This window comes from Streptomyces sp. NPDC042336 (genome assembly GCF_055581985.1).
In genome coordinates, this window is sequence record NZ_JBVJEA010000012.1 from 235,349 (window position 1) to 253,209 (window position 17,861).

General features: G+C 74.2%; 15 protein-coding genes and 2 pseudogenes. 10 read left to right on the top strand and 7 right to left on the bottom strand.

Going from position 1 to position 17,861, the window contains the following annotated elements:
- Positions 1 to 55: 55 nt before the first annotated feature.
- From ACZ6IM_RS25880 to ACZ6IM_RS25895, 4 genes are all read left to right on the top strand, one after another.
- A complete protein-coding gene (locus ACZ6IM_RS25880; protein ID WP_469559466.1) occupies positions 56 to 592 on the top strand; it encodes a GNAT family N-acetyltransferase in 537 nt (178 codons plus the stop codon).
- Positions 593 to 681: 89 nt separating this feature from the next.
- Positions 682 to 2,193 carry an ABC transporter substrate-binding protein gene (locus ACZ6IM_RS25885; protein WP_469559468.1) on the top strand — a complete coding sequence of 504 codons (1,512 nt, stop codon included), beginning with the start codon at positions 682 to 684 and terminating at the stop codon, positions 2,191 to 2,193.
- Between the two features lie 3 nt (positions 2,194 to 2,196).
- The gene (locus ACZ6IM_RS25890; RefSeq protein ID WP_469559471.1) at positions 2,197 to 4,002 is read left to right on the top strand and encodes an ABC transporter permease subunit; all 1,806 of its coding nucleotides are present in this window, start codon (positions 2,197 to 2,199) and stop codon (positions 4,000 to 4,002) included.
- Positions 4,003 to 4,006: 4 nt separating this feature from the next.
- Positions 4,007 to 5,266: an MDR family MFS transporter gene (locus ACZ6IM_RS25895; protein ID WP_469559474.1), complete on the top strand. Its 1,260-nt coding sequence runs from the start codon at positions 4,007 to 4,009 to the stop codon at positions 5,264 to 5,266.
- Between the two features lie 52 nt (positions 5,267 to 5,318).
- Here the strand turns inward: ACZ6IM_RS25895 and ACZ6IM_RS25900 are convergent, their stop codons facing one another.
- Positions 5,319 to 5,837 carry a hypothetical protein gene (locus ACZ6IM_RS25900; RefSeq protein WP_469559476.1) on the bottom strand — a complete coding sequence of 173 codons (519 nt, stop codon included), beginning with the start codon at positions 5,835 to 5,837 and terminating at the stop codon, positions 5,319 to 5,321.
- 119 nt (positions 5,838 to 5,956) lie between these two features.
- Positions 5,957 to 6,742 (bottom strand): CDP-alcohol phosphatidyltransferase family protein, encoded by a 786-nt coding sequence (locus tag ACZ6IM_RS25905; protein ID WP_469559477.1) that lies wholly within the window; start codon positions 6,740 to 6,742, stop codon positions 5,957 to 5,959.
- A 118-nt stretch (positions 6,743 to 6,860) separates the two neighbouring features.
- Between ACZ6IM_RS25905 and ACZ6IM_RS25910 the strand changes: the two genes are divergently transcribed.
- From ACZ6IM_RS25910 to ACZ6IM_RS25930, 5 genes are all read left to right on the top strand, one after another.
- Entirely contained in the window at positions 6,861 to 7,871 is a 1,011-nt protein-coding gene (locus ACZ6IM_RS25910; protein ID WP_469559500.1) for a zinc-dependent alcohol dehydrogenase, read from the top strand.
- A gap of 115 nt (positions 7,872 to 7,986) precedes the next feature.
- Positions 7,987 to 8,385 (top strand): 6-pyruvoyl trahydropterin synthase family protein, encoded by a 399-nt coding sequence (locus ACZ6IM_RS25915; protein WP_052843030.1) that lies wholly within the window; start codon positions 7,987 to 7,989, stop codon positions 8,383 to 8,385.
- 11 nt (positions 8,386 to 8,396) lie between these two features.
- Complete coding sequence (locus ACZ6IM_RS25920; protein ID WP_469559503.1) at positions 8,397 to 9,635, top strand: glycosyltransferase family 4 protein; 1,239 nt, start codon at positions 8,397 to 8,399, stop codon at positions 9,633 to 9,635.
- Positions 9,632 to 10,966 carry a hypothetical protein gene (locus ACZ6IM_RS25925; protein ID WP_469559480.1) on the top strand — a complete coding sequence of 445 codons (1,335 nt, stop codon included), beginning with the start codon at positions 9,632 to 9,634 and terminating at the stop codon, positions 10,964 to 10,966. Before ACZ6IM_RS25920 ends, ACZ6IM_RS25925 begins: the two co-directional genes overlap by 4 nt.
- 44 nt (positions 10,967 to 11,010) lie before the next feature.
- Positions 11,011 to 12,213, top strand: a complete 1,203-nt coding sequence (locus ACZ6IM_RS25930; protein ID WP_469559482.1) for a lysylphosphatidylglycerol synthase transmembrane domain-containing protein — start codon at positions 11,011 to 11,013, stop codon at positions 12,211 to 12,213.
- Here ACZ6IM_RS25930 and ACZ6IM_RS25935 read toward each other — a convergent pair.
- Positions 12,096 to 12,809 (bottom strand): annotated as a pseudogene (locus ACZ6IM_RS25935) (creatininase family protein); the annotation flags it as partial. The gene ACZ6IM_RS25930 and the pseudogene ACZ6IM_RS25935 sit on opposite strands and share 118 nt — an antisense overlap.
- A 53-nt stretch (positions 12,810 to 12,862) precedes the next feature.
- Between ACZ6IM_RS25935 and ribA the strand changes: the two are divergent.
- The gene (gene ribA / locus ACZ6IM_RS25940) at positions 12,863 to 13,534 is read left to right on the top strand and encodes a GTP cyclohydrolase II (RefSeq protein ID WP_052843032.1); all 672 of its coding nucleotides are present in this window, start codon (positions 12,863 to 12,865) and stop codon (positions 13,532 to 13,534) included.
- Between the two features lie 30 nt (positions 13,535 to 13,564).
- Here the strand turns inward: ribA and ACZ6IM_RS25945 are convergent, their stop codons facing one another.
- The 4 genes and pseudogenes from ACZ6IM_RS25945 to ACZ6IM_RS25960 form a co-directional block, all read right to left on the bottom strand.
- Positions 13,565 to 14,794 (bottom strand): serine hydrolase domain-containing protein, encoded by a 1,230-nt coding sequence (locus tag ACZ6IM_RS25945; RefSeq protein WP_469559505.1) that lies wholly within the window; start codon positions 14,792 to 14,794, stop codon positions 13,565 to 13,567.
- Positions 14,795 to 14,885: 91 nt separating this feature from the next.
- Complete coding sequence (locus ACZ6IM_RS25950) at positions 14,886 to 16,403, bottom strand: membrane-associated oxidoreductase (RefSeq protein WP_469559486.1); 1,518 nt, start codon at positions 16,401 to 16,403, stop codon at positions 14,886 to 14,888.
- A gap of 71 nt (positions 16,404 to 16,474) precedes the next feature.
- Positions 16,475 to 17,356: a phosphogluconate dehydrogenase (NAD(+)-dependent, decarboxylating) gene (gene gnd, locus ACZ6IM_RS25955; protein ID WP_052843034.1), complete on the bottom strand. Its 882-nt coding sequence runs from the start codon at positions 17,354 to 17,356 to the stop codon at positions 16,475 to 16,477.
- A 1-nt stretch (position 17,357) separates the two neighbouring features.
- Positions 17,358 to 17,861: pseudogene (locus ACZ6IM_RS25960) on the bottom strand (glucose-6-phosphate isomerase); the annotation flags it as partial.

The following is a 17,861-nucleotide window of genomic DNA, read 5'->3' on the forward strand; positions in this document are numbered from 1 at the left end:
CGCCGCTCTCCCCCTGCCTGACCAGCAATGGATCGTTCCTGCATATGATGTGCAAGTGCGCACCAGTGACTACACCCTCAGGACCGCCGCCCCCGCCGACCTGGACGCCGCCCGAGCCGTCATGCTCGACACCGTCTACCGGGACTTCGGTACCGGGTACGTCCCGCGCTGGCATGCTGATGTCATTGACCTGGCCGGGGCCTATCTGTCCCCCGAGCGGCACACCCTCCTCGTCGCCGTCGACGCGGACGGTGAGGTCGTGGGGACCGGTGCTCTCGATTCCCGGGGCCCCGCGCACCCGCCGAACCCCGCGCACGTCGCCGAGCGGTACCCCTCCGGTGTGACCGCGCAGCTGCGGCGGGTGTACGTCCGGCCCGAGCATCGGCGGCGGGGGATCGCGCGTCGACTTGTCGACGAGTTGCTGGCGTTCGCCGTCGCCGACGGGGGATACCGGGCCGTCTACCTGCACACCGACCCCGCCGTCACCGGGGCCGAGCCCTTCTGGCGGTCGTTGGCCAAGGTGGTGCACGACGAGCGGGAGGACGCGGGGGGCGGGCAGGGGATCGTGCACTTCGACGTTCCCCTGGGGTGAGATAGGCGTGAAAACCGTTTTCAGGTAATCTCCGATCCGCTCCCCTCTGCCCGCCCAGCCCCGCACCGAACCTGATCGATCCGAGGACCATGCGCTCCCACCGCCGCTCCCGGCTGCTCGCCCCCCTCCTGCTCGCCCCGCTGTTGGCCGGCTGTTTCTCCTCCGGAGGCGGCGACGACTCGGCGTCCGGTGACGGTGGCGACGGCGACGGCGCCCGTCTCCGCGTCGCCCTCGCCTTCCCGCCCGCCGAGAACCTCTCCCCGTACGGCGCCGACGCCACCCTGCTGAGCCGCCTCGGTGTCACCGAGGGGCTCACCGCGCTGGACGCCAACGGCTCCGCCGCGCCCGCGCTCGCCGAGTCCTGGCGCAGGGACGGTGAGAAGACCTGGGAGTTCACCCTCCGCGACGCCACCTTCCAGGACGGGGGCGACGTCACGCCCGTCGCGGTCGCCGACTCCCTCACGCACGCCACCGACGCCGAGCCCGCCCCCGCCGCCCTCGCCGGCGTCACACTCCACGCCGAGGCGAGCGGTGACCGGGTGGTCCGGATCACCACCGCCGAGCCCGACCCCGTACTGCCGCTGCGGCTCTCCAGCCCCAGCCTCGCGATCCTCTCCAAGGACGCGTACGGCAAGAGCGACCGCGTCGACCCCGTCGGCCACGCCACCGGGCCCTTCGAGCTGACCAAGGTCAACGGCGCCACCTCCGCCTCCCTCGACCGGTTCGACGACTACTGGGGCGGCCGCGCCCAGGCCTCCGGCATCGACGCGCGCTTCATCGCCGACGGCACCGCCCGCGCCAACGCCCTGCGGACCGGGGAACTCGACATCGCCGAGGCCGTTCCGGTCGCCCAGGCGGCTTCGCTCGACGAGAAGAGCCGGCGGGACACCGCCACCACCCGGACCACCAGCCTGCTGCTCAACGCCTCCTCCGGCCCCTTCGAGGACGCCGGGCTGCGGGCCGCCGCCCGGGGTGCCCTCGACACCTCCGTGTTCGCCAAGGACGTGTACGAGGGGTACGCCGATCCCGGTGCCGGGATCTACGGGCCCGCCGTCACCTGGGCGGAAGGGAAGCGCACCGCACCCCTCGGGCGGGCGGCGGCCAAGAAGCCCGGGGACGGGGACACCATCACCCTCGCCACCTACGACAACCGGCCCGAGCTGCCCGAGGTCGCCCAGGTGGTCAAGCAGCAGCTGGAGAAGGCCGGGTTCGCCGTCGAGCTCACCGTGCGGGAGTACTCGCGGCTCGAAGGCGACGCCCTCGACGGGAAGTTCGACGCCTTCGTGCTCGCCCGGAACATGCTCCTCGACACCGGTGACCCCGTCGCCGTCCTCGCCGGCGACTACACCTGCGACGGCGACTTCAACATCGCCCAGCTGTGCGACAAGGGCGTCGACCGTGCCGTCGCCGACGCCGAGAAGCTCGCCGACACCGCCAAGCGACAGGACGCCGCCATGGCCGCCGAGGCCCGCATCCTCGGCAGCGACGCCGTCGTGCCACTGGTGCACCAGCGCATCATCACCGGCGTCGCCGACTCCGTGCAGGGCGTGATCCTCGACCCGTACGAGCGCACCCTCGTCGGCACCGGCACCCGGCGCTGAACCGTGCGGCAGCGCGTGGCCACCCTGGTGTGGCGGGTCCTGCTCGCGGGTGGACTCGTGTGCGGGGTCGGGCTGTTGCCCTGGCTCACCCGCACCGACCCGGCGTACACCGTCCTCAAGGCACGGTCCGCCGAGCGCGAGCCCACGCCCGAGGTGCTCGCCGACATCCGGCGGCAGCTCGGCATCGACGGCGGGCCGGTGCACGTCCTCACCGGCTGGCTGGGCGGACTCGTGCGCGGGGACGCCGGGCAGTCGTGGATCTCCGGCGCCGACGTACTGCCCGACGTGCTCCGGGCGCTCGGTGCCTCGCTCCTGCTCATGGGCGTCGCGCTGCTCGTCGCCGTCCTCACCGCCGGGATGGTCTGCGCGCGCACCCTGCGCCTGGGCGCCCGACGACGGCTCGGTGGGCGACGCGCGGGCGGGAGCGGCTCCGCCGTGCTCGCCTCACTGCCCGAGTTCCTCGTCGCCTCCGTCCTCGCCACCGTCGTCGGAGTGCAACTGGGGTGGCTGCCCGCGCTGGGGTGGTACGGACCCCAGTGGACCGTGCTGCCCGCGCTCGCCCTCGGCCTGCCCGCGGGAGCGGTACTGGGGCGGCTGCTCGACGATCTGCTGCCCGGCGCCTTCGGCGAGCCCTGGGCGCTGGCCGCCGCGGCCCGTGGGCTGACCGGGCGGTCCATCGCCCGCCAGGCCGTACGGCGGTGTGTGCCCGCGCTGCTGCCCAACCTCGCCCTCTTCGTCGTCGGGCTGACCGGCGGGGCCGTCGCCGTCGAGCAGGTCTTCGACATCCCGGGACTGGGCCGCACCACCCTCCAGGCCGCCCTCGCGCAGGACCTCCCCGTCCTCCAGGCCGGCACCCTCGCCCTCGTCCTCCTCGCCGCGCTCGCGACCGGCGCCACCCGCGTCGCCGCGCGGCTGCTCACCGGGCCCGCGCTGCGCGACGGCGCCCTGTCCTCGCTCCACCGGCCCGCCCCGCCCGCCGGGGGAGTGCTGCCGCTCCTGTACGGCGCCGTCCTGCTCGCCGTCGTCGGCTTCGGCCTGGCCCGTGATCCGCTCGCCCTCGACACCGGGCAGCGGCTGCGGGCGCCCTCCCCCGACCATCCCTTCGGCACCGACGCCCTCGGGCGCGACCTGCTCGCCCGCGTCGGCCACGGGGCGCTGGACACACTGCTCCTCGCCGCGGCCATCAGCGCCGCCGCCCTGCTCGCGGGTCTGCTGCTCGGACTCGTGCCGCGGGTCTGCGCACCGCTCGTCGACACGGTCAACGCCGTACCGCCGGTGCTCGTCGCGCTGCTCGTCACCGCCGTCGCCGGGAGCGGGGCGGCCACCCCCGCGCTCGCCGTGGGCGCCGTCGCCTGGGCGCCGCTCGCCGCGCACACCTCCTCCCTGCTGCGGCAGGAGCGCGCCACCCTGCACATCACCGCCACCAGGGGACTCGGCGCCGGGCGGGCCCATCTGCTGCGGTACGAGTTGCTGCCCGCCGTGGTGCCGCCGGTCCTGAGGCACGCCCTGCTGCGGCTGCCCGGTGTCGCCCTCGCGCTCGCCTCGCTCGGCTTCCTCGGCCTCGGCGCCCAGCCGCCGTCCCCGGAGTGGGGCCTGCTCCTGGCCGAGAACCAGCCCTACGCCGAGCGAGCCCCCTGGGCCGTCCTCGCCCCCGCCGCCGTACTCGCCCTGCTCGGCGCGCTGGCCGTCAGTGCCGCGGGAGGACTGCGCCGGCCGTCCCGGCGACGCCCCGCACACACCGTCGACGGGACCGACGAGGGCGAGCGGCGGTCCGTCGCGGCGGCGGAGAAGGAACCGGCCGGAGTGTGATGACGTGACCTCCGCATCCGCCTCCACCGGGCGATCCGCGCGGACATCCGGCCGCCGCACCGCCCCGCTCGCCACCCTCTCCCCGCTGCTCCGGCTGCTGATCCTCACCCAACTCGCCTTCAACATCGGCTTCTTCGCCGTGCTGCCCTTCCTCGCCGAGCACCTGGGGCAGTCCGTCGGCATGGCGGGGTGGCTGGTCGGGTTCGTGCTCGGGCTGCGGACCTTCAGCCAGCAGGGGCTGTTCGTGGTCGGCGGGGCGCTCACCGACCGGTACGGCATCCGGCCCGTCGTGCTCGCCGGGTGCGTGCTGCGGATCGCCGGGTTCGCCTGGCTCGGTTTCGCCGAGCGGACCTGGGCCGTCGTCGGTGCCGTGCTGCTGATCGGCTTCGCCGCCGCGCTCTTCTCGCCGGCCGTCGAGTCGGAGGTCGCCCGGCAGGCCGTCGTACGGGAAGCGGAGGGGGGCGGGGACCGGACGCGGGTGCTCGCGCTGTTCACCGTCGCCGGGCAGGCCGGGGCCTTCGTCGGGCCGCTGCTGGGGGCGCTGCTGCTCACCGTCGACTTCCGTACGGCCTGCCTGGCCGGGGCCGGGGTCTTCGTGCTGGTCCTCGCCGGGCACGCGTGGCTGCTGCCGCAGCGCGTTCCGGGACGGGTCCAGGTCCGGATGAAGGGCGGGGCGCGACTGGTGCTGCGCAACCGGCGTTTCCTCGCGCTGTGTTGCGCCTACGGTGCCTACCTTCTCGCCTACAACCAGCTCTACCTGGCCCTGCCCGCCGAGGTGGAGCGGGCCGCCGGTTCGCAGGCGCCGCTGGCCTGGCTGTTCGCGCTGTCGTCGCTGCTGGTGGTGACCGCGCAGTTGCCGGTGACCCGGTGGGCGGGGGAGCGGCTGGCACCGCGCCGATCGATGGTGGCGGGGCTGGTGCTGATCGCCGTCGGATTCGCCGTCGTCGGTCTGGCGCGGCCCGCGGGGTGGACGGGGACCGGTGGGCTGGTGCCCGCCGCCGGGTTCGTCGTGCTGCTCACCGTCGGGCAGATGCTCGTCGCGCCCGTCGCCCGTGCCTGGGTGCCGGACCTCGCCGAGGACGGGCGGCTCGGGCTGTACACCGGGGCGCTGTCCTCGGTCTCCGGCCTCGTCGTGCTGGCCGGCAGCTCCGCGACCGGCCTGCTGCTGGACACCGGGCTGCCGGCCGCGGTGCCGTGGCTGGCGCTGGCCGCCGTACCGCTGGTGGCGGTGGGGCTGCTGCCCGGGCGGCCGGCCGCCCACTGACGGCTCGTGCCGGGCGCCGACCGCGAGACGGCCGGCGCTCGGCAACCCGGCGTCATTCGCTGTCACCTCGCACGATGGCGGCGTAACGCTGTCCCAACTTCTGGCGCAGCTCGGAGAGTCGGTGTGCGGCGACGGCGGCGACGTGGGACGACGGGGGTTGCCGCGCGGTCGTGACGAACCACTCCGCGTCGCTCTCACCGGACTGCCCGTCGTGCGCCTCGGCGCGGATCAGGGCGTCGATCTCGGTGACGTGCTGCGCGAAAGCCTGGGCCCATTCCTGCTCGTCCGGCCGGAGGAAGGGCGAACGCCGCAGCAGGAGGAGGTTGACCTGCGTCAGCCTGCTCGCCTCCGCGGCGGCGGGTGGTTCCCGGCGGGTGAGCGAGAGACGTTGGGCCTCCTCGAGGTCGGACAACGCCTGCCAGACCTCCCTCAGCGCCTCGACCCGCTGGGCGCGGAAGTTCGCCCGCGCCTCGCGGGCCTGGGCTCGCTGCCACTGCCACAGACCGGCCGCCGTGGCCAACCCGGTCCCTGCGAAGGTGAGTACGCCCACGGCGACCGTGTCCGAGACCATGGTGCGAGGCTACTCAGAGGTGCCCCGTCACCGCAGGGCCATCGCCGCATGCGACAGCAGTCACCCGCACGCCCACCACGCGATCGCCGCACCGAGTGCTTCGACCGCGTCGAGGCACCTCACCGGACGACGAGTTCCGGCACCGTCGCGGCAACGGTGGCGGGCACCCGCGACCGGCGCCACAGCCACCGCACGTCCCGCCCGAACGACCACACCAGCAGGCCCAGTGCCACCGCCACCACCCCGGCGTTCGCCACGCGCGGCAGCAGGTCCGCGCCGGCCAGGAGCAGCAGGACGCCCTGGAGCGCGGCCACCGTCTTGCGGGCCGTGCTCGGCGGCAGCGGGGCGGTCAGCCACGGCCACACCCGGGCCGCCGCCACGAACACGTACCGCATGCCGCCGATCAGCAGCACCCACGGGCCCAGGTCGATCGCGACGTACACGCTGAGCACCAGGATCAGGAACGCGTCGACCTCCATGTCGAAGCGCGCGCCCAGCGGACTGGACGTGCCGGTACGGCGGGCGACCTTGCCGTCCACGCCGTCCAGGACCAGGGCGACGGCGGTGAGGCCGACGAGGAGGGGGACCGGCGGCGCGTCGCGGAAGGAGTCGGCGACCAGGGACGTGACCCCGCCGACCAGGGTGGCCCGGCCGAGGGTGACCCGGTTGGCCGGGCCGAACACCGGCAGCCGGGAGCGGTGCAGGGCCCGGGAGAGCACCGCCCAGCTCGCGAACGCGAACGCCAGGCCGGTCAGCCAGCCCGCCGTGCCCATGCCGATCGCGGTACCGAGCAGCGCCAGGAGCACGAGCTGCGCGCCCGCCCCCACCGCCGTCTCCTGTTGGACGGACCTCGCGGCACAGACGCCGTACGCGTCGTCCGTGTGGTTCAGGTTGATCAGGGCCACCGAACATCCTCCGGCCGTGTGACAGGGTCGATCGACACCGCTACCTTGTGCGCGGCACGTGCATCCCTCGGTACGTGGGTGGCTTCCCGATCGTTCAGGAGGACTTCCGATGGCACGCATGGCAGGCACGGCACGTGCGTTCTGGCTCGAAGCACCGGGCCGGGGCGCCGTCCGCGAGGTGGAGCTGGGGGAACCAGGCGCCGACGAGGTGCTGGTGCGCACGCTCTTCAGCGGTGTCAGCCGCGGCACCGAGACCCTCGTCTTCGACGGCCGGGTGCCCGGCAACCAGTACTCGGCCATGCGCGCGCCGTTCCAGGACGGCGACTTCCCCGGCCCGGTGAAGTACGGCTACCTCAACGTGGGCGTGGTGGAGGCGGGGCCGGAGCGGCTCGTGGGGCGTACGGTGTTCTGCCTCTACCCGCACCAGACGCGGTACGTCGTCCCGGCCGCCGCCGTCACCCCCGTGCCCGCGGAGGTCCCCGCCGGGCGGGCCGTGCTCGCCGGCACCGTCGAGACCGCCGTCAACGCCCTGTGGGACGCGGCGCCGCTGGTCGGCGACCGGGTCACCGTGGTCGGCGGCGGCATGGTCGGCTGCTCGGTCGCCGCCCTGCTGGCCCGGTTCCCGGGCGTCCGCGTCGAGTTGGTCGACGCCGACCCGGCCCGGGCCAAGGTCGCCGAGGCGCTCGGCGCCGGATTCGCGTCGCCGGGTGACGCCGCAGGCGACCGCGATCTCGTCGTGCACGCCAGCGCGACGGAGGCGGGACTCGCCCGGTCACTTCAGCTGCTGCGGCCCGAGGGCACCGTCGTCGAACTGAGCTGGTACGGCGACCGGCGCGTCGCCCTTCCGCTCGGTGAGGCCTTCCACTCCCGGCGCCTCACCCTGCGCGGCAGCCAGGTGGGCACCGTCTCCCCGGCCCGCGCCGCCACCCGCGGCTACGCCGACCGGCTCGCCCTCGCCCTCGAACTGCTCGCCGACCCGGCACTGGACGCGCTCGTCACCGGAGAGTCCGCGTTCGCCGAACTGCCCGACCTGATGCCCCGGTTGGCCTCCGGCGAGATCCCCGCACTGTGCCACCGGATCCGTTACGACGGGGAGGAGAGCGGCACGGGCGCCCGCAGTGGTGCCTGACCTTGAGGAAAGACGTGCGGCCCACTGAACGGGGGAGGGCATCCAGCCGTAATAGACGGCACCCGCGCAGCGACCGGCGGGGGAACCAGACGTGCCACACCTGGAGGGTCGTCCGTTGTTCAGCATCACCGTCCGCGATCACATCATGATCGCCCACAGCTTCCGCGGCGACGTCTTCGGGCCCGCGCAACGCCTGCACGGAGCGACGTTCCTGGTGGACGCCACCTTCCGGCGCGAGCAGCTGGACGAGGACAACATCGTCGTCGACATCGGCCTGGCCACCCAGGAGCTGGGTGCCGTCGTGGGCGCACTGAACTACCGCAACCTCGACAACGAACCCGACTTCGCCGGCCTCAACACCTCCACGGAGTTCCTGGCCAAGGTCATCGCCGACCGGCTGGCCGAGCGGGTGCACAAGGGCGCGTTCGGCGAGGGGGCGAGAGGGCTGGCGGGGCTCACCGTCACGCTCCACGAGTCGCACGTCGCCTGGGCGAGTTACGAGCGTGCGCTGTGAACGGCACGTCCGTGGAAGCGACGACCGGCACCCATGCGGAGCCGACGACCGGTGCGTCCGCCGGGCGGGCCCGGCTCGCCTACGTCCCCGCCCAGCTGTCCGGGGCCGACGGGGCCCCGGCCCCGGCCCCGACGAACGGGGGTATCGTCCCCATGTCCCTGCGCTCCGTGCACTTCGTCATGCCGGGCGGTGTCGACGACCCGGCCGCGCCGAGTGGCGGGAACGCCTACGACCGGCGGGTACGGCTCGACCTGCCCGGCTTCGGCTGGCGGGTACGGGGGCTGCCCGTGCCCGGCGACTGGCCCCGGCCGGACGACGCGGCCCGCGCGGAACTCGCGCGCGTCCTGCGGCGGTTGCCGGACGGCGCGGTCGTCCTCCTCGACGGCCTGGTCGCCTGCGGGGTGCCGGAAATCGTCGTCCCGGAGGCCGAGCGGCTGCGCATGGCGGTCCTCGTCCACCTCCCGCTCGGTGACGAGACCGGCCTCGACCCCGCCGTGGCCGCCGCACTGGACGCCCGCGAGCGCACGGTGCTGCGTGCCGTCCCGGCCGTCGTCGCCACCAGCGACTGGGCGGTGCGTCGCCTCGTCTCCCACCACGGCCTCGACCCCGGCCGCGTCCACGTCGCCGCCCCCGGTGCCGACATCGCGCCCCTCGCGCCCGGCACCGACGGCGTCTCCCGGCTTGTGTGCGTCGCCGCCGTCACGCCCCGCAAGGGCCAGCACCGGCTGGTGGAGGCGCTGGCGACAGTGGCCGACCTGCCGTGGAGCTGTGTGTGCGTCGGCGGGCTCGGACAGGACCCGGAGTACGTGGGCCGCCTGCGGTCGCAGATCGCGCGGCACGGTCTCCAGGAGCGGCTGGAGCTGGCGGGACCGCGGGCCGGAGCCGAGCTGGACGCGACCTACGCCACCGCCGACCTGATGGTCCTCACCTCCTACGCCGAGACGTACGGCATGGCGGTCACCGAGGCACTCGCGCGCGGCATCCCCGTGCTGGCCACGGACGTCGGCGGCCTCCCGGAGGCGGTCGGACGGGCACCCGACGGCGGAGTGCCCGGCATTCTCGTCCCGCCGGAGGATCCCGTCGCGCTCGCCGCGGAGCTGCGCGGCTGGTTCGGCGAGCCGGACGTGCGCCGCCGCCTGAAGGCCGCCGCCCGCGGCCGCCGCGCCGCCCTGAACGGCTGGGCGAGCACGGCCCAGAGCCTGGCCGGCGTACTGCACCGGCTGCCGGGCGAACCGAGGAGGGCGGCATGAGCACGAGGAAGCCCACCACACCTGCCGTAGACGCCCCGCCGTCCCGGCCCGGTCTCCTGGACGCCGTTGTTCCGGGTGCGGGCCCGGCCCGCCCGGCCGCCGGAGACCCCGTCCAGCGGCCTGCGGCCGGCCCCAGGGACGGCCCGGGCGGGGACCGGCCGGACCGGCGCCCCGCCGGGCCCGAGGGCGGCCCCGCCCACCCCGCGACGCGACGCCCGGACGACGCCGCCCAGCCGACACCGGACCCTTCCGAACGGCACGCCGCCGGGGTGCTCGGCCACGGTGGCGAGGGGTTCTCCGCGGGGGTGCTCGCCGACGGTCGCGGGGGGTTCTCCGCGGGGGTGCTCGCCGACGGTCGCGGGGGGCCTTCTGCCGGGTCGGCCGGTGACGGCGACGGGCAGTGCGCTTCCGGGGCGGGCACCGACCGCCGCGGGCGGCCCGCCGGCGAGCGGACCACCGTCCGCCTCCGTGAGGCACCGGCGGGCGCGCGGCCCGACGACCCCCCGCGCTACGCCCCCGAGTGGCTGCGGCTGCGGGAGCCCGCCGACGCCGCCGCGCGCGCGCACGACCTGCTCGACCCGTTGCGGAGCAGGCTCGCCGGCCCGCCGGGGCGCGCGGACGGGCTGGTGGTGCACGACCTGGGCTGCGGCACCGGGTCGATGGGCCGCTGGCTCGCCCCGCTGCTGGACGGCGCCCAGCACTGGGTGCTGCACGACCGCGACCCCTACCTCCTGCACTTCGCGGCCGTCGCCGCCCCGCGCACCGCCGCCGACGGCAGCCGCGTCACCGTCGAGACACGGCGCGGGGACCTCGCCCGCCTCACCCCGGACGCCCTGACCGGCGCCGCGCTGGTGACGGCGTCCGCGCTGCTCGACGTCCTCACCACCGACGAGGTCGGCACCCTCGCCGCCGCCTGTGCCGCGGCCGGCTGTCCGGCGCTGCTGACCCTCTCCGTCGCCGGACGCGTCGACCTCACCCCCGCCCACCCGCTGGACGCCGAGATCACCGAGGCGTTCAACGACCACCAGCGGCGCACCGGCATGCTCGGACCGGACGCGGTCACCGCCGCCGCCGACGCCTTCGCCGGGCACGGCGCCACCATACGAGCGCACCCCAGTCCCTGGCGGCTGGGCCCCGACGAGGCCGAACTGACCGCGCAGTGGCTGCGGGGCTGGGTCGGTGCGGCCGTCGAACAGCGCCCGGGACTGCGGGAGCGGGCCGACCGGTACCTGGCCGAGCGCCTCGCGGCCTGCGCGGCCGGGGAGTTGCGCGTGGTCGTCCACCACACCGACCTGCTGGCGCTGTGCCGGCCGACGGGCGGGGCCCCGTGAGCGCACCGACGCCGCCAACGGCACCGGCTGTACCGGCGCGGGTGTTGCCGACGCCGCCGACGACACCGGCCGTACCGGCGCGGGTGCTGCCGACGCCGCCGCGCCCGGACACTCCCGTCGACGCCCGGACTCCACGCCGCCGCGCCCTGCGCGCCCACCTCGGCACACTCGTCGGCACCGCTGTCCTCGCCGTGCTCCTGTGGCGGCTGGGCACCGGTGCCCTCCTGGACGGGCTGCGCCGGATCGACGGGCCCACGGTAGCGGCGGCCCTCGGGATCGGGCTGGTCACCACCGTCTTCAGCGCCTGGCGCTGGGCCCTGGTGGCCCGGGGCCTGCGCATCCGGCTGCCGCTCGCGTCGGCCGTCGCCGACTACTACCGCGCCCTGTTCCTCAACGCGGCGCTGCCCGGCGGCGTCCTCGGTGACGTGCACCGCGCGGTGCGGCACGGGCGGAGCGCGGGAGACCTGGGGCGCGGCGTGCGGGCCGTCGTCCTCGAACGGGCCGCCGGGCAGCTCGCGTTGACCGGTGCCGGGATCGCCGTACTGCTCACCATGCCGTCCCCGGTGCTCGCCGAGGCCCGGCGGGTCGCACCGCCCGCGGCCCTGGCCCTGGCCGGAGCGGTCGCCGTCGTCCTCGCCCTGCGCATGAACCGGACGCCGGCATGCCGAGGACGAGCCCTGCGGTCGGCGCTCGCTGAGGCACGGGCCGGGCTGTTGTCCCGGCGGCACCTGCCGGGGATCGCCCTCTCCTCCGGCGTCGTGCTCGCCGGTCACCTCACGATGTTCGTGCTCGCCGCCCGGGTCGCCGGCAGCGCGGCCTCCGTCGCCGCGCTCACCCCGCTGGCCGTGCTGGCGCTGCTCGCCATGGGGCTGCCGCTGAACGTCGGCGGCTGGGGCCCCCGGGAGGGCGTCACCGCCTGGGCGTTCGGCGCGGCGGGGCTGGGCGCGGACACCGGGCTGGGCGTGGCGGTGGTGTACGGCGTGCTCAGCCTGGTGGCGAGCCTGCCCGGCGCCGCGGTCCTCGTCGTACGTCGGCAGAACGTGCGCTATACACGCTCGCCGTCGGAGCCGTCGGAGCCGTCGGAGCCGCCGGACCCGTCGGACACCGCGGCGGTCGCTGCCACCGCCGTATCGGCCGTCAGCAGCGCGAAGTATTCCCCGAAGGAATCCGCCAGGCTCGCCAGCAGTTCCTTCCCCTTTTCCGCCGAGCCCAGTGAAGGGCGCCCGATGACACCGGAATCGGTATAGGCGGACATACCGAGGGAGAGCAGATGACGCCGGTCGTCCGCGATGAAATCGGCGGCCTCGTAACCGGGCCGGACCAATTCGGGGTGTGCGTGCAGAAGAATGGAGGTCTCGATTTCCCCCGCGTGCATGTCGGTGAGCAGCGAGGTGGCCACCCCGGCCCGCTGCCGCGCCGTCTCCCAGTCCTCCGCGGCCGGGAACAGCGCCATCCGCTCACCGCGCGCGGAGGACTCCTGGACGACGTTGCCCAGCACGTAGTTGCCGCCGTGCCCGTTCACCACGACCAGGGCCCCGACACCCGAACGGTGCAGCGAGTCCGCTATGTCCCGCACCACCGCGTGCAGGGTCACCGCGGAGATGCTGACGGTCCCGGGCCAGTCCGCGTGCTCGTGCGAGCACCCGATCGTCACCGGCGGCAGCGGGTGCACCGGGTACGCGGCGGCCAGCTCCCGGGCGACGGCGCACGCGACGAGCGTGTCGGTCGCCAACGGCAGGTGGGGGCCGTGCTGTTCGTAACTCCCGACCGGCAGCACCGCGACCGCCGAGCCGCGTTCGCGCACATCGTCGCTCGTGTCCGCCGGCACCAGTGAAACATCCATTCCCGCACGGCCTTTCATCCCGGTTGAGCAAACTGTTGAGGAACGCGAGAATCATGACAGAAAAAATCGGTGTACTCGGCAAGAAGGCGGCACAGCGGTCCCAGCGCACGGACGTGGAACGCGTCGTGGTCACGCCGCTTCCCACCGTGTACGGGGAATTCCGGGCGTTCGGCTATTTCGACCACGAACGCGGCGACGAGCAGGTGGCCCTCGTCCACGGCGACCCGGGCGCCGAAGGCGTGCTCACCCGGCTGCACTCGGAGTGCCTGACCGGCGACGCCTTCGGCTCCCAGCACTGCGAGTGCGGCGCCCAACTCGCCTCCGCGCTGCGCCAGGTGGCCGACGCGGGCAGCGGGGTCGTGGTCTATCTGCGCGGTCACGAGGGGCGCGGCATCGGTCTGCTCGCCAAGCTGCGCGCGATGGCGTTGCAGGCGGAGGGCCTGGACACGGTGGAGGCGAACCTCGCCCTGGGCCTGCCCGTGGACGCCCGGGACTACGGCGTCGCCGCCCGCATCCTCGACGACCTCGGGGTGCGGTCGGTGCGGCTGATGTCCAACAACCCCCGCAAACGGGAGGCGTTGGTGCGGCACGGCATCGAGGTAGCCGAGCAGGTGCCGCTGCTGATACCGCCGTGCGAGTCGAACATCACCTATCTGCGCACCAAGCGGGAACGACTCGACCACCATCTGCCCCACCTGGACGCCATGGCGCACATGTCGTCCTGACCGCGAGGTGCCGGTTCCCGCCGGGCCGGATCAGTCCGCGAGGGCGTCGTGCACCAGCCGCTTCAGGTCCGGGTAGGCCGTGTGCGAGGACTTCGGCCGCACCTGGGTCATGAACTGCACCGTCAGATCACGGCCCGGGTCGACCCAGAAGGTGGTCGTCGCCACACCGCTCCAGCCGTACGTGCCGAGCCCCGAGGGCGACCGCGTGCGGCTCGGGTCGGTCACCACGGAGACGCCCAGGCCGAAGCCGACACCGTCGTTGCCGGGTTGGTCGTGCGCCGGGCGGCTGCCGAGGGAACGCAGGTCGGCGTCGCCCGGGAGGTGGTTGCGGGTCATGAGGTCCACCGTCGCCGGGGCGAGCAGCCGGACCCCGTCGAGCTCGCCGCGGCGCCGCAGCAGTTCCGCGAAGCGGTGCACGTCGTACGCGGACGAGACCAGGCCGCCGCTGCCCGACAGGAACCGCGGCCGGCCCCTCAGCGGCAGCCCGGGTACCGGTGTGATGCCGCCGTCCTCCGTCTCGCCGTACAGTTCGGCCAGGTGGCCCGCCTGCGCGTCGGTGACGTGGAACCCGGTGTCCGTCATGCCCAGCGGCCCGAAGATCCGCTCGGCGCAGAACACGTCGAGGGGCTGCCCGGACACCACCTCGACGAGCCGCCCCAGTACGTTGCTGGCCACCGAGTAGTTCCACTCGGTGCCCGGTTCGAACTGCAGGGGCAGGCTCGCGTACAGGTCGACCGTCTCGGCCAGGTCCGCGCCCGGCCGTACCGAGGACTCCACACCGGCCGCGCGGTAGAGCGCGTCGACGGGGTGCGTGTGGTAGAAGCCGAACGTCAGCCCCGCGGTGTGGGTCATCAGGTGCCGGACCCGCACCGGACCGGCGGCCGGCCGGGTGACGACGTCCTCGCCGCTCCCCCCGACGTACACCCGCGGCTCGGCGAAGGCGGGCAGGTACCGGTCCACGGGGTCGTCGAGCGCCAGCCGGCCCTCCTCCACCAGGGTCAGCACGGCCACGGACGTGACCGGCTTGGTCATGGAGTAGATCCGCCACAGCGTGTCGGCCGTCACCGGGAGTCCGGCCGCGACGTCCCGCAGTCCGTGCACCGTCAGATGGGCGACGCGGCCGCCGCGCGCGACGGCCACCAGGAACCCGGGCAGCCGGCCCTCGTCGACCTGCCGTGCGAAGTGCAGGTCGAGCCGGTCCAGCGCCCGGGGGTCCAGCCCGGCCGCACCCGCGTCGACCTCCTGCCGCAGGGGTGGCATCGCCATCGTTCTCCTTGATCGTTCGTGCAGGACGCGTCCGGCATACCCCGTTCACGCCTCCCCGGAACGCCCGGCCCCGGCCCGGAGATCATCACTGGCGGCTGACCGTGCGGGTCAGGCCGGTGATCACCGTCGTGGCCAGGATCCAGCCGGTGATGATCAGGACGTAGGACAGCGTCTGGTACCAGCCCTCGGGCGAGAAGGCGTTCTCCTGGCCGAAGGAGATCACCGGCAGCAGCAGATCGAGGGTGTAGAAGACCGGGTCGAAGCCGGGCGCCTCCTCCGGCTTGAGCGGTGGCGGATGGTGCAGCCCGTACGCCACCGAGCCGACCGCCAGCAGCGAGAGCAGCCAGCCGCCGGCGCGCAGCGGACGGAAGCCGTACCCGACCGCGACGTCCTGGAGGTGGCCCCACAGGCGGCCGTACCAGGGCAGGGTGCGTCGGCGCCGCCGCTGCTTGGCGAGCTGCACCAGGCGGGCCGCGTCGTCGTCACCGATCCGCCGGTAGGCGGCCGTCAGCTGCTCGTAGGTGAAGGGGAGATAGCCGTCGCCCTTCTCCAGCATCGGCAGCCGCCGCTCGGCGGGCTCGTGCGGGATGAGTGACGTGTAGGTGAGGTCGTTCAGCTGGACCCAGGACGGCACCGCCTCCGGTTGGAGGAAGAGCACGTCCACCTGGGCGCGGCGCAGATTGAGCGCCCCCTGCACCGCCGGGCCCTCCCGAAGCCAGAGTTCGCCGATCACACAGCTGCTGGCGCGCAGCGCGGTGCCCCCGGCGTTGGCCAGCCGGGCGTGCGAGAGGTCCAGCCGGCCGGGTATCCGGGCACCGCGCAGCTCCAGACGGCCCCGGACGTCCGCACGCCGCATCAGCACGTCGGCCTCGGCCGCGAGCGTCTCGGCGTGGACGGCGGTGCCGCCCGGCCTGTCCAGCACCGCGTCGTTGAGGTTGACCGTGCCGGCCACCCGGGCGCCGGTGAGCCGGACCTCGCCGCCCGCGCGCAGCCCCGGCGCCCACAGGTCGGCGCCCAGCACCGTCTGGTTCAGGTGGAGCACCGGCCCCTCGGTGTCCGGCGCCTCGATGCGGGCGCTCTCCAGGTACACACTGCCGGTGACCTCCGCGCCCGCGAGCCGCACCGTCCCGCCGAACCGGGCCCGGGTCAGCCGGAGTACGCCCTCCACCCGGACCGCGTGCGAGACCAGTCCGGGCAGCACGGACTCGCTCAGGTTCAGCTCGCGCAGCCGGGCCCCGTAGAACCTGGGTGCCTCGTCGAAGTGGCAGTGCCGCAGCCGCACGGGGTGGTCGACCGTCGCGTACTGCAGGTCCAGCTGCCCGGTGACACGGGCGCCGGACAGGCTGAGCGCCGCGACCCGGCCCTCCTCCCGGGGGCCGTCCAGGAGCAGGGACCGCACCACGCTCGCGCGCACGGTCCTTTCGGGCCCCCAGGTGCCGCCGTGGGCGGGGTCGTCGGCGTCCGCCACGGAGGAGTCCGCCACGGAGGAGGCCGCGGAGGAGGGGCCCGCGGCGGGGGAGCCGGTGCGGAAGTCCACCTCGGTGCCCGAGGCGAACGCCCGCCACAGACGCGACTCGGCCGGTGTCAGGTCGTTGATCTCCATCAGGGAGGGACTCTGACCCGAACCGGCCGATCACGTCAACGCGCTTTCGGGACCGCCTGCTTCACGGCCGTCTACTTCTTGGCCGACTCCACGGCGTGTCCGCCGAACTGGTTGCGCAGCGCGGCGACCATCTTCATCTGCGGCGAGTCCTCCTGCCGGGACGCGAACCGCGCGAAGAGGGAGGCCGTGATAGCGGGCAGCGGCACGGAGTTGTCGATGGCCGCCTCCACCGTCCAGCGGCCCTCGCCGGAGTCCTCCGCGTACCCGCGCAGCTTCTCCAGGTGGTGGTCCTCGTCGAGGGCGTTGACGGCCAGGTCCAGGAGCCAGGACCGGATGACCGTGCCCTCCTGCCAGGAACGGAAGACCTCGCGGACGTTGTCCACGGAGTCGACCTTCTCCAGCAGCTCCCAGCCCTCGGCGTAGGCCTGCATCATGGCGTACTCGATGCCGTTGTGGACCATCTTGGCGAAGTGCCCGGCACCGACCCGGCCCGCGTGGACATAGCCGTAGGGACCGTCCGGCTTGAGCGCGTCGAAGACCGGCTTGAGGTCGTCGACGGTCTCCTTGTCGCCGCCGACCATCAGGGCGTAGCCGTTCTTCAGACCCCACACGCCACCCGAGACACCGGCGTCGACGAAGTTGATGCCGCGCTTGCCGAGGTCCTCGGCGTGCCGCTCGTCGTCCGTCCAGCGGGAGTTGCCGCCGTCGATGACGGTGTCGCCGGGCTTGAGCAGCGTCGCCAACTGGTCGATGACGTGCTGGGTGGCGCCGCCGGCCGGCACCATCACCCAGACCGCGCGCGGCCGCTCCAGCTGGTCGACCAGTTCGACCAGGCTGTCGACGTCGGCCCGCTCGGGGTTGGTGTCGTATCCGACGACGGTGTGGCCGGCGTTGCGCAGCCGCTCGCGCATGTTGCCGCCCATCTTGCCGAGACCAACAAGACCGATCTGCATGTCAGTGCACTTCCTTCAGTTCACGGTAGGCGGCCACCAGCGCGGCCGTGGACGGATCGAGGCCGGGCACGTCCGCGCCCTCGGTGAGGGCGGGTTCGACGCGCTTGGCGAGCACCTTGCCGAGTTCGACGCCCCACTGGTCGAAGGAGTCGATGTTCCAGATCGCGCCCTGTACGAACACCTTGTGCTCGTACAGCGCGATGAGCTGCCCGAGGACGGACGGGGTCAGCTCCCGGGCCAGGATGGTGGTGGTGGGGTGGTTGCCGCGGAAGGTCTTGTGCGGGACCAGTTCCTCGGGCACCCCCTCGGCGCGTACCTCGTCCGGGGTCTTGCCGAAGGCGAGTGCCTGGGTCTGGGCGAAGAAGTTGGCCATCAGCAGGTCGTGCTGGGCCTTCAGCTCGTCGCTCAGCTCGCCGACGGGCCGCGCGAAGCCGATGAAGTCCGCCGGGATCAGCTTCGTCCCCTGGTGGATCAACTGGTAGTACGCGTGCTGCCCGTTGGTGCC

What these genes read in the sequence shown, in the direction of transcription:
- ACZ6IM_RS25900 (WP_469559476.1), bottom strand. Translation starts at nt 5,837, where the DNA reads ATGGTCTCGGACACGGTCGCCGTGGGCGTACTCACCTTCGCAGGGACC.
- ribA (WP_052843032.1), top strand. Translation starts at nt 12,863, where the DNA reads ATGACAGAAAAAATCGGTGTACTCGGCAAGAAGGCGGCACAGCGGTCC.
- ACZ6IM_RS25925 (WP_469559480.1), top strand. Translation starts at nt 9,632, where the DNA reads ATGAGCACGAGGAAGCCCACCACACCTGCCGTAGACGCCCCGCCGTCC.
- ACZ6IM_RS25945 (WP_469559505.1), bottom strand. Translation starts at nt 14,794, where the DNA reads ATGCCACCCCTGCGGCAGGAGGTCGACGCGGGTGCGGCCGGGCTGGAC.
- ACZ6IM_RS25950 (WP_469559486.1), bottom strand. Translation starts at nt 16,403, where the DNA reads ATGGAGATCAACGACCTGACACCGGCCGAGTCGCGTCTGTGGCGGGCG.
- gnd (WP_052843034.1), bottom strand. Translation starts at nt 17,356, where the DNA reads ATGCAGATCGGTCTTGTTGGTCTCGGCAAGATGGGCGGCAACATGCGC.
- ACZ6IM_RS25910 (WP_469559500.1), top strand. Translation starts at nt 6,861, where the DNA reads ATGGCAGGCACGGCACGTGCGTTCTGGCTCGAAGCACCGGGCCGGGGC.
- ACZ6IM_RS25885 (WP_469559468.1), top strand. Translation starts at nt 682, where the DNA reads ATGCGCTCCCACCGCCGCTCCCGGCTGCTCGCCCCCCTCCTGCTCGCC.